This is a genomic window from Alteromonas sp. CI.11.F.A3 (assembly GCF_032925565.1).
GTDB lineage: Bacteria > Pseudomonadota > Gammaproteobacteria > Enterobacterales > Alteromonadaceae > Alteromonas.
Genome location: NZ_CP136708.1, coordinates 1,769,131 through 1,784,148, shown reverse-complemented (window position 1 = coordinate 1,784,148; position 15,018 = coordinate 1,769,131). Strand labels below are relative to the sequence as shown.

General features: G+C 44.6%; 13 protein-coding genes. 4 read left to right on the top strand and 9 right to left on the bottom strand.

Translation table 11 applies throughout. The features are described 5' to 3' along the window. Positions 1-20 precede the first annotated feature (20 nt). The 5 genes from R1T43_RS07600 to lpxD form a co-directional block, all read right to left on the bottom strand. Positions 21-683: a riboflavin synthase gene (locus tag R1T43_RS07600; RefSeq protein ID WP_211070623.1), complete on the bottom strand. Its 663-nt coding sequence runs from the start codon at positions 681-683 to the stop codon at positions 21-23. Between the two features lie 7 nt (positions 684-690). Further along, complete coding sequence (ribD, locus tag R1T43_RS07595; protein WP_317355738.1) at positions 691-1,791, bottom strand: bifunctional diaminohydroxyphosphoribosylaminopyrimidine deaminase/5-amino-6-(5-phosphoribosylamino)uracil reductase RibD; 1,101 nt, start codon at positions 1,789-1,791, stop codon at positions 691-693. Between the two features lie 137 nt (positions 1,792-1,928). Beyond that, positions 1,929-2,378: a transcriptional regulator NrdR gene (nrdR, locus tag R1T43_RS07590; RefSeq protein WP_013783361.1), complete on the bottom strand. Its 450-nt coding sequence runs from the start codon at positions 2,376-2,378 to the stop codon at positions 1,929-1,931. Positions 2,379-2,462: 84 nt separating this feature from the next. Continuing rightward, positions 2,463-3,719 (bottom strand): serine hydroxymethyltransferase, encoded by a 1,257-nt coding sequence (glyA, locus tag R1T43_RS07585; RefSeq protein WP_317354571.1) that lies wholly within the window; start codon positions 3,717-3,719, stop codon positions 2,463-2,465. Positions 3,720-3,854: 135 nt separating this feature from the next. After that, positions 3,855-4,883, bottom strand: coding sequence for a UDP-3-O-(3-hydroxymyristoyl)glucosamine N-acyltransferase (gene lpxD / locus R1T43_RS07580; RefSeq protein WP_211070621.1), 1,029 nt, complete (start codon positions 4,881-4,883; stop codon positions 3,855-3,857). A gap of 212 nt (positions 4,884-5,095) precedes the next feature. On the opposite strand from lpxD, the gene ettA reads away from it, so the two are divergent. Then, the gene (gene ettA / locus R1T43_RS07575) at positions 5,096-6,763 is read left to right on the top strand and encodes an energy-dependent translational throttle protein EttA (RefSeq protein WP_057790703.1); all 1,668 of its coding nucleotides are present in this window, start codon (positions 5,096-5,098) and stop codon (positions 6,761-6,763) included. 184 nt (positions 6,764-6,947) lie between these two features. Next, on the top strand, positions 6,948-7,370 hold the full coding sequence (locus tag R1T43_RS07570; RefSeq protein ID WP_211070620.1) for a PilZ domain-containing protein: 423 nt from the start codon (positions 6,948-6,950) through the stop codon (positions 7,368-7,370). Here R1T43_RS07570 and radA read toward each other — a convergent pair. Continuing rightward, entirely contained in the window at positions 7,337-8,704 is a 1,368-nt protein-coding gene (radA, locus tag R1T43_RS07565) for a DNA repair protein RadA (protein ID WP_211070619.1), read from the bottom strand. The two genes, R1T43_RS07570 and radA, sit on opposite strands and share 34 nt — an antisense overlap. A 206-nt stretch (positions 8,705-8,910) precedes the next feature. Between radA and R1T43_RS07560 the strand changes: the two genes are divergently transcribed. Next, positions 8,911-11,469 carry a PilZ domain-containing protein gene (locus R1T43_RS07560; RefSeq protein ID WP_317354567.1) on the top strand — a complete coding sequence of 853 codons (2,559 nt, stop codon included), beginning with the start codon at positions 8,911-8,913 and terminating at the stop codon, positions 11,467-11,469. A 131-nt stretch (positions 11,470-11,600) separates the two neighbouring features. Here the strand turns inward: R1T43_RS07560 and serB are convergent, their stop codons facing one another. Continuing rightward, positions 11,601-12,611, bottom strand: coding sequence for a phosphoserine phosphatase SerB (gene serB, locus R1T43_RS07555; RefSeq protein ID WP_317355735.1), 1,011 nt, complete (start codon positions 12,609-12,611; stop codon positions 11,601-11,603). A 126-nt stretch (positions 12,612-12,737) separates the two neighbouring features. On the opposite strand from serB, the gene R1T43_RS07550 reads away from it, so the two are divergent. After that, positions 12,738-13,355: a hypothetical protein gene (locus tag R1T43_RS07550; RefSeq protein WP_211070616.1), complete on the top strand. Its 618-nt coding sequence runs from the start codon at positions 12,738-12,740 to the stop codon at positions 13,353-13,355. Positions 13,356-13,407: 52 nt separating this feature from the next. On the opposite strand, the gene R1T43_RS07545 is transcribed toward R1T43_RS07550, so the two are convergent. Beyond that, positions 13,408-14,235 (bottom strand): TatD family hydrolase, encoded by an 828-nt coding sequence (locus tag R1T43_RS07545; protein ID WP_317354564.1) that lies wholly within the window; start codon positions 14,233-14,235, stop codon positions 13,408-13,410. A gap of 25 nt (positions 14,236-14,260) precedes the next feature. Continuing rightward, complete coding sequence (gene pdxH, locus R1T43_RS07540) at positions 14,261-14,899, bottom strand: pyridoxamine 5'-phosphate oxidase (RefSeq protein WP_317354562.1); 639 nt, start codon at positions 14,897-14,899, stop codon at positions 14,261-14,263. Positions 14,900-15,018 lie beyond the last annotated feature (119 nt).

Genomic DNA, 15,018 nt, shown 5'->3' with positions numbered 1-15,018 from the left:
TTTTTATACTTCTTGTAGGGTTACTTTCTCAAAAATCCGTTCTCAGCCAAAAACGCCATATCAATGTCTTTTGATATGGGTGATGCTGCTTTATCACCCATCATTAAGCGTTCAAGGTAACGTGCTATTACATCTACTTCTAAATTTACCGCGGTGCCTACTTCATAATTTCCCATCACCGTTTCTTTCAACGTGTGAGGAATTATCCATAGCATAAACTCAGCACCGTTTACTTCATTTACCGTAAGGCTCACGCCATCAACAGTAATGCTGCCCTTATGCGCAATATACTTGGCTAAAGATGTAGGTGCTTTTACCCAAAATTCAACATAGTCGGTGTGTTTTATAATTTTACTGATCTCGCCAACGCCATCGACGTGACCCGAAACAATGTGTCCGCCCAGTCTGTCAGTGGGTCGCATTGCCTTTTCAAGGTTCACCGTAGAACCCGTGCCATAATGGGCAAAGCCGGTGAGTTTTATGGTTTCAGCCGACACATCTGCACAGTAATAATCGCTACCCATATCAGTCACGGTAAGGCATACCCCGTTGGTAGCGATACTGTCGCCAAGCGCAACATCAGCCATATCCAGTGTAGTTGATGAAACCGTTAACCGTATGTCACTACCACGGTTATCGAGTTTGGTAATCTTGCCTAAAGCTTGAATAATTCCAGTAAACATAATGTTCCTATAAGGCTATTGAGGGCTGTTGAGGCGCGTTGAGACTGTAACGAAGCTTCATATCGTTACCTATTTGTCGACTTTCAATCAGCGACAATTCAATAGCTTGATTCAATTCGGTAAAGGTGGGTAAAGATACCATACTCACCCCTTTGTCTCCCAATAGCTTAGGTGCTTGATAACAAATGAGTTCGTCTACTTCACCGGCCATCATCAATGCGCCAGCTAAACCTGGTCCTGCTTCTACCCACACTTCATTAAACTGCATAGCGCCTAACTGCAGCATAAGTTTACTGATATCCACTTTACCGTTCATCGCATCAACAGTTAGGTGTTGGCGATTATCCGTATCGGCGTTATGTTGGGTAGATGCCACAAAGGTGGGATGTCCATCGTTCATGCACGTATAGTCCCTTGAAAGATCATCGGCACTATTCACTATTACCCGCACTGGCTGGCGAATAGCCTCCAACGGGTAATGCGCAAACTTCGCTTCGTCTGGTCTCACTAATAGACTTGGGTTATCGGCTTTTACCGTACCCGAACCTGTTAACACTGCGCAGCTTTGTGCACGGTAGTGCTGTACATCTCTTCTGGCTTCTGGCCCGGTTATCCATTGGCTGTTGCCATTTTGAAGCGCGATTTTTCCATCCACACTTATGCCCAATTTCACTCGAACGTAAGGTTTGCCTGTTAGCATGCGCTTGATAAAACCTGGGTTCAAAGCGGCAGATTCTGCCGACATAATATCGGATGACACCTCAATGCCCGCATCTTGTAACATGCGAATACCATTACCGCTGACATTGGGATTGGGATCAGTCATGGCAATAACCACCCGCGAGACTTGTGCTTTTATCAGTGCTTCTGCGCAGGGGGGCGTTCGGCCATAATGGCTACATGGCTCTAGCGTTACGTAGGCTGTAGCGCCCTTTGCGCTTTTCCCAGCTTCACGAAGGGCATGAATTTCGGCATGCGGCGTACCGGCTTGAATATGTATACCTTGGCCAATAGATTCATTGTTGCTATTAACAATGACACAGCCAACACGGGGATTAGGAGAAGTAGTATATTGGCCTCTTTGCGCCAGTCGAATGGCTTTGGCCATCCAATAATAGTCACTTTCAACCTCCCTGCTAGGCAAGTCACTGATTGAACGACTACTGTGGCTTTTGCCTACGTCGGTGTTTGAGCTGCTATTTACATGCGCATGGGTAGTATTAATTGACACTGCATATCCCGTGGTTAATCCCCTAGTCTGGCTATTTCCTCACCAAACTCTCGGATATCTTCAAAGGAACGATAAACAGAGGCAAACCGCACGTAAGCGACCTTATCCAGCTCTTTGAGCGCTTTCATAATAAGGTTACCTAACAGTTCGCTCCCCACTTCTCGTTCGCCGGTTGCCCTAAGCTCTGACTTAAGCGACAAGATACACTGTTCAACTTTTTCTGTACTCACTGGGCGTTTTTCTAGCGCGCGCTGTAAGCCTGCACGAAGCTTATCTTCGTTGAAAGGCTCCCGTGAGCCATCACGTTTGATAACACGTGGCATCACAAGTTCTGCACTTTCGAAGGTAGTAAAACGTTCGTGACACATTGCGCATTCACGACGTCTGCGCACCTGATGCCCCTCTGCCACTAGGCGAGAGTCAATCACTTTTGTTTCTTGTGCTGAACAAAAGGGGCAAAACATGAGCGTTCCTTAACTTACTTTTTTACTACGCGATAGCCTTCGATTAAAAAGACTAACGCGCGGTAACTTTCTTATCTAGGTTGCTTACGCGTAAACAGGGAACTGTTCACAAAGGGCAACCACTTCACTTTTAACACGGTCGATAACGCTGTCATCACCCATGTTATCTAGCACATCACAAATCCATGTAGCGACTTGTTTGGCTTGTTCTTCTTTAAATCCACGACGAGTAATCGCTGGACTACCGATACGCAATCCGCTGGTAACAAACGGTGAGCGAGGATCATTAGGAACCGAGTTCTTGTTAACAGTAATGTTAGCAGAACCAAGGGCAGCATCAGCTTCTTTGCCTGTAATACCTTTATCGATAAGGTCTAGCAAGAACAAATGGTTTTCAGTGCCATTAGATACAATTTTGTATCCGCGTTCTTGCATTACCGCCACCATGGCTTTTGCGTTCGCAACAACCTGTGTTTGGTATTCTTTAAAGTCTGGCTGAAGTGCTTCTTTAAACGCTACTGCTTTTGCTGCAATAACATGGCACAAAGGACCACCTTGGTTGCCAGGGAATACTGAGCTTTGAAGCTTTTTATAAATGGCTTCGTCACCACACGCTGACAAAATTAGTCCGCTACGTGGGCCCGCTAGGGTTTTATGCGTGGTGGTTGTCACTACGTGTGCGTGTGGCAGTGGGTTAGGATAAACACCCGCCGCAATCAAACCCGCAACGTGCGCCATATCAACTAATAGGAAAGCACCAACGCTGTCGGCGATTTCACGGAATTTTGCCCAATCAACAATACCTGAATAAGCTGAGAAACCACCAATAATCATTTTCGGTTTATGTTCTTCTGCTAACGCAGCAACTTGTTCGTAATCGATTTCGCCAGTGTCGTGGTTCAAGCCATACTGAACGGCATTGTAGGTTTTGCCCGAAAAGTTAACGTGAGAACCATGCGTTAAATGACCACCTTCAGAAAGGCTCATACCAAGTACAGTATCGCCCGCATCAAGCAATGCCATAAATACGGCAGAGTTGGCTTGTGAACCTGAGTGAGGCTGTACGTTAGCGTAATCGGCACCGAAAAGCTCTTTAGCACGGTCGATAGCCAGTTGCTCTACCACGTCAACGTGCTCACAACCGCCGTAATAACGCTTGCCTGGGTAACCTTCAGCGTACTTGTTAGTAAGCTGAGAACCCTGCGCTTCCATAACACGTGGGCTACAGTAGTTTTCAGAGGCGATAAGTTCGATATGCTGTTCCTGACGGACAACTTCTTTTGCCATTGCATCGGCTAATTCTGGGTCAAAGTCAGCGATATTCATTTCGCGAGGTAACATGAGGGCTCCTTAACGGCATTGATTGATGGCTTGTTCGTGGCATATTCTAGTCATTTTCAAGGGCTTGTATACCGCTTTATGACCAATTTAATTTAAATGGCGCAGGTTTAACGTAACACCTGCGCTACAGTGACATCAGACCTGTTTTTCTAGCGCTTTAACACGGTCAAATAAACTGCCTATTTTCTGCAGCCTTATGGTATTTCGCTTCCATTCTCGGTTAGACGTAGCTGGCTGACCTGAAGAATAAACGCCTGGTTCGGTGATATCTTGGACAATCATGGAATAGCCGGTAACTTGTACTTTATCGCAAATAGAAATGTGACCATTCACGCCCACACCTCCACCGATAACAACGTATTTGCCGATATGACAACTGCCCGCAATGCCCGTAGCACCGCAAATACATGAATGATCGCCAATAATGCAGTTATGTCCCACCTGCACTTGGTTATCGATAATCACGTTGGTACCTAGTACGGTATCTTCCATGGCTCCACGGTCGATAGTGCTGCTTGCACCAATTTGACTGTCATCACCGATGCGTACTGAGCCGGTTTGCGGAATAGGAAGCCACACGCCTTTATCGTTTGCGTAGCCAAAGCCTGCTGCACCAATAACCGTTTGGCTATGCACTGTAACTCGCTTACCTATTATCACGTCATGATAAATGGTTACGTTGGGGTGAATAACACTGCCTTCACCAATGCGCGTACCTTTGCGAATCACCGTATTCGCTCCAATAGTTACGCGGTCACCAAGTATTACGTTATCTTCGATAATCACATTGTGACCTAACGACACATCACTACCGATATTGGCCGACGATGCAATCACAGCGGTGTCGGCAATACCACTTGCAACGACTGGCGTGGTGTCGAAAAGCTGTGCGATGCGTGCGAACGCTGCGTGGGGGTTGTCTACCACAAGCGCGGGACACGGTGCCGTGTCTTTCAAGCTGCTGTGAAGAATAACCGCACCGGCAGAGGTATCGCTTAACTGTGATTTATATTTCGGATTAGTAAGAAATGAGATTTGATGGCTGGCAGCGCCTGCCAGCGTTCCTACCGCAGAGATAACGACACTGCCGTCTCCCTCTACAACACCGCCTACATGGCTGGCAAGTTCCGATAGGCTGTAAGGACGTTTGTTCATTGTAGTCATACAGTGAATACCTATTTTTTCATTAAAGCGTATGCTAGCGAAGTTTACCTTAATTTGTTAAAGGTGACCGCCGTATTATTCGCACTTTTCGCCTTCTTTTTACTTCAATTGAACAAAATACCATCAAGCATGAGGTTGTATGGCGGTTCACACTGGCACAGACTATCCTGTTACGAGTACAATGATGCTTTATTTTCTGGCAAGGACACAGCATGGCTCAATACGTTTATAGTATGCATCGCGTGGGGAAAATTGTTCCACCGAACCGTCAAATTCTTAAAAATATCTCTCTTAGTTTTTTCCCCGGCGCAAAAATTGGCGTATTGGGTTTAAACGGTTCTGGTAAATCTACCTTACTACGCATCATGGCTGGGTTAGACACCGAGATTGAAGGTGAAGCACGCCCTCAACCAGGCCTTAAAATAGGCTACCTGCCTCAGGAGCCGCAACTAGACGAATCGAAAGATGTTCGCGGAAACGTGGAAGAAGCATTAGCCGACGTTAAACACGCGCTAACTCGCTTGGATGAAGTTTATGCCGCTTACGCAGAAGCTGATGCCGACTTCGACGCCCTTGCAAAAGAACAAGGTGAGTTAGAGGCGATTATTCAGTCGAAAGACGGGCATAACTTAGAGAATACCTTAAACCGTGCTGCTGAAGCTCTTCGTCTTCCAGCATGGGATGCAGACGTTAGCAAGTTATCAGGTGGTGAGCGCCGCCGTGTTGCTTTATGCCGTTTGTTACTTGAAAAGCCGGAAATGCTGCTGCTTGATGAACCGACGAACCACTTGGATGCTGAATCTGTTGCTTGGTTAGAACGTTTCCTTCACGATTATGAAGGCACGGTAGTGGCAATTACCCATGATAGATACTTTCTTGATAATGTTGCAGGCTGGATATTAGAACTAGACCGTGGTGAAGGTATTCCATGGGAAGGTAACTATTCTTCTTGGTTGGAACAAAAGGACCAACGTTTACAGCAAGAAGAACGCAGCGAAAATGCCCGTCAAAAGAGTATTAGACAAGAACTCGAATGGGTTCGCTCTAATCCAAAAGGCCGCCATGCAAAAAGCAAAGCGCGTATGGCTCGCTTTGAAGAAATGTCCACGGGCGATTACCAAAAACGTAACGAAACTAACGAGCTTTTCATTCCACCTGGTGAGCGTTTAGGTGACAAGGTTATTGAAGTTGAACACCTTAATAAGTCTTATGGTGAACGTGTACTTATTGATGACTTGTCGTTTAAAGTTCCTAAAGGGGCAATTGTAGGGATTGTCGGGCCAAACGGTGCGGGTAAATCTACCCTATTTAGAATGCTTACCGGTGCAGAGCAACCTGATTCAGGTGATATTAGCTTGGGTGACTCTGTGAAAATTGCTAGCGTTGAGCAGTTTCGCGATCATATGAATGAAAACACCACGGTGTTTAAAGAAATTTCGGAAGAACAAGATATTATTCGTATTGGTAACTTCGAAATAAATAGCCGTGCATATTGCAGCCGCTTTAACTTTAAAGGCAACGATCAGCAGAAGTTTATTAAAGACTTGTCTGGTGGTGAACGAAACCGTGTGCATTTAGCCAAGCTGTTAAAAGCTGGCGGCAACGTGTTGCTACTCGATGAACCAACTAACGACTTGGATGTTGAAACCTTACGAGCGCTTGAGAATGCCTTATTGGAATTCCCAGGCTGCGCCATGGTTATTTCCCATGATAGATGGTTCTTAGATAGAGTTGCCACACACATCATGGATTACCGCGACGAAGGTAACATTAACTTCTTTGAAGGTAACTACTCTGACTACGAAACGTGGCTTAAGGCTGAATTCGGGCAAGATGCGGTGGAACCTCACAGACTAAAATACAAGCGCATAGCCAAGTAGCATTAACCTAGACAGCGCGGTGTAGATAATGCTGCGTCTCTTTTTTGTAGAACGGGCTCTTATTAGCCCGTTTTTTTAGGCTCGGTGAAAAATAGCTTTACACCACTACACTTATTGCTAGTTGCCTTGTGTACTAACATCACTAATACTGAGTGAATCAAAGATTTTCTAGCTTGAGGGATTTATGTCGGACAAACGCTTATTTACACGTATTCCATTGGCCGTAAAAGGAACACTTGCTCATCATGATAAGCGCATTGATGTCATTATTATTGATGTCTCGCTTCAAGGCGTAAAATTAAGCGCAAACGAAGATGCACTTAACGAATTACCCTTCGACAGCCACGATCCTTATACTGCCACTTTCAGAGCAAATGAAGACAGCCCCGTTATCACCTTGCATATTGAGCAACTGTATCGGCAGAATGATAGCCGCCAAGATTCAGTATCTTTAGGCTGCAAAGTATCTCAAATGGATGTAGACAGCATAAGCGCACTGAGGCGCTTAATACTGCTTAACAGCCAAGAGGCTGATTTAAATGAGAAGGAATTAAATGCGCTAATAGAAGCGGTTTATTCTAATGCATCTAACGCATCGCTGAGCTGAGACACTGGAATAACTTTCATACCATTTACTGCCTGCTTCGGCGCATTTGCCTTTGGCACAATCGCACGTTTGAAACCATGTTTAGCGGCTTCAATAATGCGCTCGGTGCCATTGGGAACAGGCCTAATTTCTCCGGCTAGCCCAACTTCTCCAAATACAATTAAATCTTTGGGTAGAGAGCGATTTCGAAAGCTCGACACCATTGCTAGCAGTAACGCTAAGTCAGCACTGGTTTCACTTACCTTCACGCCCCCCACCACATTCACAAAGACATCTTGGTCGTTCATTTGTACATTACCGTGACGATGCAATACCGCTAACAACATCGACAATCGGTTTTGATCTAGCCCCACCGCAATTCGCCGAGGGTTAGACATTTGTGAGTAGTCCACCAAGGCCTGTATTTCTACCAACAGCGGCCGCGTGCCTTCCCAAATCACCATTACACTTGATCCTGGCGTTTCATTTTCACCACGACTTAAGAATATAGCCGAAGGGTTGTTCACCTCTTTTAGGCCTTTTTCAGTCATCGCAAAAACACCTAATTCGTTAACGGCACCGAAACGGTTTTTATGGCTGCGCAAGGTACGGTAACGGCCGTCGCTCTCCCCTTCTAGCATCATTGAACTGTCGATACAGTGCTCTAAGACTTTCGGGCCGGCTAAGTTGCCGTCTTTGGTTACATGACCGACAAGAAACATTGAGATGTGGTGTTGTTTTGCAAAACGGGTTAGGTAGGCCGCACTTTCTCTCACCTGCGATACACTGCCAGGTGCAGATTGCACATCAGCTACATGCATTACTTGAATAGAGTCGATAACCATGATTTTCGGCTTTTTCGTTAGCGCCAGATCGCAAATAGTTTCTACACTGGTTTCTGCCAACATCATTAGCTTATCATCAGGTAGATTTAAGCGCTTTGCACGCATAGCTACTTGCTGGAGTGATTCTTCCCCTGTTACGTATAAAGCGGTTTCGGTTTGTGCCATTTGACACATAACCTGAAGTAACAATGTACTTTTACCTGCCCCTGGCGAGCCGCCAATTAACATAGCAGCACCTGGCACTATTCCACCGCCCAATACTCTATCGAGCTCTTTAAACCCTGCGCTAAATCGGGGTAAAGATTCCAAATCAATCGCATTGAGCATTTCTATTTTAGCAGCAGTTTGCCCAGCATAGCCTGACAAGGTTGGTTTTGAAGTGGTTTTGGCGCTACTGACTACAAACTCGCTAATGGTGTTCCATGCTTTGCATTCAGAACATTGCCCCTGCCAGCGTGGAAATTCAGCCCCACAATCTGAGCATACATAAGCCGTTTTTCGTTTTGCCATATTCCAGTTTTATCCCAGCGTGAAAAGGAGTATTCTATCTTATAAAGGACATCAAGGCACACTAGACCGACTACCCGTTTCGTAAGATTTTCCACCTAGAGGGTATACGGGTATTAAATTGCAAAATGCTGTTTATTAATGGGTTTAGTATTAGTGCCGATAATAATAATGTCTATAATAATAGAAAGTAACTAAGTTGTGCATACATGAGCCAAGATTTACAGCAATACGCTGACATAATTGAGCAATTGAAACCCCTGGTAAACGAGCCTGAATTTAATAAGGTTCTGTTACAAATTGGCGGTGATATTCCCAAGGAAAAACGCTTTCTATTAAAAATGGAAGTGAAACGCCTTGCGAAGCCCTGTATGCGATCAATAGATTTACGTGGCCAAGTAGACGGTAAATGCAAAAGCTATTTGCATGATGGTAGAACCCATTACATGGATGAAATTGCTGTCGATAAATTCGAAGAGCAAATTAGAATTTTTGGTGGGTATACATTCGGTGTTTATGAGGCCGTTCAAAATACTGAAAACAATTACCGTATTATTCGCGAGAAAGCCGAAGAAGCCCGCGATACAGGCACAACTTCGAATGCACCTCGCAAAAAAGGCTCGGCTATTTTAGAGCAGTTCAAAGTGCCAACGGTAAACTTACTAGATTATCGTCAACGCAGTACAGAACGCATGAACTTTGCTGTTGCGGTTGAGCTATTTAACGAAAGTAATCATTCGATTAAAGGCTTAAGCGTTGATGTGTCCCTAGAAGGCCTGCAAGTCAAACTCACCAAAGAAACACTGTTTAAACAAAATGAGCTATTACAAGTCTACTTCCGTGGGCTTGAAGGCGAGTTTGCCATGGATAAGAAAAATGGCATTGCTTATCGTCTTGTGAAAACAATTCGCAAAAAAGACGTTATTTATTTAGCCTTACAGCGTGCAACAGAGCGCCCAGCGCCTAGCTTTGATAAGTTTTTGGAAAGCTTTATACACGGTAATAAACGCCGCTATAAAGTGAATATGAACAACACTATTGAAGCGATCACCAGTAAAACCTGTGAACAATACTTTTCGCCACGAAGCCCAACGCTACCTATTTATGTCGATTTAATTGAAGATCGTCTTATTCCACGCTTCGCAATGGTTAACGAAGTTAATCGCGAAACGGTGAGCTACTGGCAAGATGAAGAAGATGAATGTCGATTAGGTTTTCTGCTTTCGCAAAATAGATTGAACACCCTGCACGCTAAGCCTGCGCATCGTCGCGAGATTTTCGTGTTCAGCTTTACCCATTTGCAAAATGACAAAGTCTTTTTTTACTCCGCCTCTTACGAGCAGCTTATTGAGAAAGACATGTTAAAACAGGTTTTCTTAGGCTTTGGCTCAAAAAAGGTCAGTTGGCGAGTATTTAAGCTCACGTTAACCGACATGCTGCCCGAGCAAGCTCATACCCCCTTGTCTATCCCAGACTCTGTGGGTTCGAAAATAAAGCGTCAAAATACACCGCCTTCGCCTCGAGTGATGTCGAAGTTGAAAAACCTAAAATACTTGCTTCATGTTACTGACGTAACCTCTATATATGGGCAGCAGGCATATAACGAATTACAGTTCAACCGCGACAACCTTTCTCATCTTCGCGTTTTTGGTCATCCAAGAAATCAGAAGACCCCAAACATAGAGTTGTTCCGATTTAAATATGAAGATCAACGTTTAGAATCTCGCTACCGTTTGCGCTCTCAAATAGAGCTTAGGTTATCTCATGACGACAGCGTACACGTTGGCGTAAGTGAAGATATCTCGGTGCATGGATTGGGACTGCGTGTTGAGTTAAATAAAGAGTACGACGGTGAGCTAGAAGGGCAAGTTGAAGTATCCTTCCCTCGCCTTCAACAGATTACGCAAAATTTTGACGTAATGCATTTGCAGTATTCGGTAATTTACCACAACGCTGAGAAAAACATTCTCCATTTAAAAGCCATGAACGGTGAAGCAGGTAAAAGTGCAAGGGCGTTCTTTGAAGAATTGATTAAAAAGAACAAACACAGCTTAGAAGAAGACTCTGGTGAAGAAGAGTTGCCGGGTATGGGTCAGGCTCTTCGCTGTATTAATGCTCGTAATGCCACATCTCTATCCTTCTTGATGAGCAAGGAAGGGGTTAGGTATACACCGCAAGCGGGTATTATTGGAAAACAAGATGAACGAGTTTCAACGCTAGTTACCTATCTAACAGAAAAGCGTCAGGTAAACTTAGAATTCCTATTTAGAGACAGAAAGCTAGATACGCCTTTCATGCAAAGCGGTATCAAGCAGGTGAAGCTGGAAAATATGCCCTTGCGCCAAGAGCTTTTGATTTCTTTTGATGCCAAGCAAAAAGACCCTCGCATGGCCATTATCCCGCGGTATTCCCACCGGTTTGAAAACAATGAGCAGCGCAAGACCTTTATTACTGAAGCGTTAAACAGAGGGCAATTTATTGCTATTCACGTGATGCTTACCACTACAGGCAAACCAGATTTATCTATGTTACAAACAGAGATAAATTACGTTAGCGTGTATGCTATTCACCGGGCAAAGGAACTTGAAAATAAGCTTTGGAGCTTAGCTGCCTGTTCACACTTAATTGATGTCACTGATGAAGTATTGATTAGATATGAATTCGATGACGACACGATTTCCGCTAACCGAGACACTAAAGCGAAAGTAGAAGAGCGCTCTCAGTCCGGTATTCAAGCCTTATTACAAGACCAAGCGTTTGCCAAATAAAGACAAGCTCTGAAGGCTCTTATATCACCTTCAGAGCTTGTACTCGCTATGTATTCTGCGTGTTTTAGTTGACGCCCAGCAGCGTCTTAGTCAACGCCTTCGTCAATTACGCCGTAGTCAACACTAACCTACTAGGATAAAAAGTACAGTAGGCAATGTAAGCTGCCCAATCGGATAGCAACATCCGCTTTTTCGTTGACAACTGGCTTACCGTGGCACGCCACGCCTAACGCTGATTCGGCCATCATCACTAAATCGTTTGCGCCGTCGCCCATGGCAACGGTTTGATTGCTCGGTATTTCCCAGCGTTCAGCCAACGCTTTCACCGTTCGCGCTTTCACCTCGGCATTCACAATTTCGCCAGACACTTCGCCAGTCAATATACCTTGCTCTATCACCAACGTATTTGAAACCGCTTCATCAAGATTTAAGCGGGCTTTTAGATGGTTGGCAAAATAAGTAAAACCACCTGAAGCTATGGCTAGCTTCCAGTTATGTTGTTTTAAAATGGCAATCAGTAGCTGTACGCCTGGCATTATAGGCAAGCTATCACGTATTTGTTGAAGCTGGTGCTCTGGCACACCATCTAGGCAAGCCACTCGATGGTTTAAGCTATCATTAAATGCTATTTCGCCCCGCATGGCCTGTTCGGTTACAGCAGCCACTTGCTCACCAACACCTGCCAGTTTGGCAATTTCATCGATGCACTCAATATCAATTAACGTACTGTCCATATCCATCACAAGAAGACCTGGTTCGTTAAGCGATGGCTGAGTGTCTTGAATGCCTAAGTCCACATGATAACGGGCCGACAACGTAGTGATTAGTGACGGCAGCAATGCTGGCACTGAAGCCGTTTTTTGAACGCCGGCGTTTTCACTCAAACGCCCTTTCACTACCACCACACCATCACCCAATTTGTTGTGTAACGGATGAAAGTGAATTGACGTAGCCTCAAATACCTCGCCCAAACCTTCAACAACCTGACTAACAATGTATGGTGTTAATGCTTGACCAATAACGGTTAGAATTGAAAGACCAGCTTCATTTTCACTTGATGACTTTGTGGTAAGCTGCGTAGATAAAAAAGAGGTATCATGCATTGCATGAGGCGGTATATCGTTTAAAAACGTGATCACTATTTATTCAAACCTTTGTTAGTCTTGCCCATATGCTACCCAAACATTACACATGTGGAAATACACACTTTCAAATTAGTCAAAATTACCCTACTGTTAGCGCATAAAGATAAAGGAAAATAAGGCGAAATGCTGAACCACTTAGAAACCGAACGCATGGCTCACAAACACAGCGTTTCACACTCTGCTTACACGGCCTTTAAGCGGCTAATCCATACTATTATTATGGCTACCGCTGTGGCATTAGCAGTGGGCCTGTTTCTAATGTATCAACAGTACCAAACCCATTGGGTTGACGTACAAACGGCCCAACCAGGTACTAGTATAAGTAGTCAATATTCAAAAATCTTACAGCCTGCCTTAGTAGCACAAGACACGATTCAGCTAGAGCGTTTAATCGCCATTGCATTAGAAGAACCCGCCGTTATCTCTTTAAGCGTATTTAATGCTCAAGGTATTTATATAGCGCCTTTACCAAGAGTTGATAGTGTAGTCGCACTGGCCCGAGAACGTGAAGTCGCGCCCAATACGCATGTTGAAAAAATTCTCGATGATGATGGCAAAGTAATTGGTTATTTGAACGTTAACATCGACACTGAAGTGGTACTTTCCAGCCCGCTGACGCTTCGCCAGCAACTGTGGCTTATTATTAGCGCTGTTGTTGTGTTGGCGCTGATTGTGGGTGTTTATATAACACGAGGGTTTTATAAGTTTCGCCCGTGGATAATTCGAGTTTTTCAGTCTTGAGTGAAGCATTCGCTAATTTCAATTAACTCAATTCAGCAAGCCGCACCTATTTTTAATTATTCTTCACCGTGTTACGAAAAAGTGAGTTACGAAAAAGCGTGAAATAATTTTGGGTGGTAAGTGCGTCTAAGGCTTGTACATCATACTCCCCAAGTTTACCCAGCGCTGCTAACACATCACAAAGGTATTCAGGACTGTTTCGTTTCCCCTGCCGCCCCTGCATTGGCATATCAGGCGAATCAGTTTCTAGTAGCAATCGGTCTGCGTGGTGCTCAAGCAAGTAAGCAACGGTTTCTTTCGTTTTCTTCGCTCTGTCATAGGTAATGGTGCCCCCCACGCCAATATAAAAGCCTTTATCGATATACGCTTTGGCTACCTCTACACTGCCAGAAAATGCATGAATAACGCCGCCCTCTGCAAATTCTGCTTTTTTAAGACTTTCAAATATAAGATGGTGACTTTTTCGATGATGCAAAACAACAGGAAGGGCGTATTCACTCGCTAATCGCAACTGTGCTTCAAACATCTCTTGTTGAAGCGGCATAGGTGTCGCTATATGGCCGTCTAAGCCGATTTCACCTAATGCTACCATGTGAACACTCGATTGAGATAACAGTCGCTGCAGGGCGGTTAAGGCAGTGGCATTATCAGTTTCGTTGGTAGATAAGAAGTAAGGATGCAAACCAAACGCAACATCTATCGAGATAGTGTGCGTACTTTGGTTTGAATAGGATTGTATCGCTTGTTGCGTAGACCACTGCGACACTTGCGTGCCAGGAATAAGAATACGTGTTACGCCAGCACTGATTGCGCGGTTTAGCACTACCTGCCAGTCATCTTGAAATGCTGGCAAGTCTAAATGGCAGTGGCTATCAATCATTAAAGAATGCCAGGATTAATCCCCCTTAAGGCATTAAACGCTGGGTATTCCAGTTGCCACTTTCATCACGGTTGTATTCAAACCGGTCATGTAACCTGTCTTCGCCGCCTTGCCAGAATTCAATTTGGTGAGGAACAATACGAAAGCCCCCCCAGAAGTCGGGTGCCGGTAGCGTTTTATTCGCAAACTTTTGCTTCATTTGCGCAAACTGAGTATGCAAAAGCTCGCGGCTGCTAATAGGTTTGCTTTGCTCAGAAGCATAAGCCGCTAATTGGCTATCTTTAGGGCGAGAAAGGAAATAGGTCGCGTTTTCCTTAAAGGAAAGCTTTTCTACTACACCACACACTCTTACTTGTCGTTCCATGAAAAACCAAGGGAAATGACATGAAACCTTAGGATTTTGACTAAGCTCTTGTGCTTTGCGGCTGCCTAAATTAGTGAAAAAGACAAACCCAGCTTCGCTTACATCTTTTAAAAGCACAATACGCTGAGAAGGCTGACCTGTAGCATCAACGGTCGCCACAGTCATGGCGGTAGGATCGGGAATTTCAGCGGTGATGGCATCTTTTAGCCAACGGTCAAACAATGAAAAAGGGTTTGCAGTTAAGTCTTTATCTTGCAGACTCCCCTTTGCATATTGTCTGCGCATATCGGAAATTGCCATACCTACCCCTTTTTATTGCTTTGTGACTAATGGATGCTAGCTGATTTTCTAGCTGATACGTTTGGGCTTTTGATTTGGGCTACACGTTCTTAAATTATATTTTGGGCTAACGACTATTG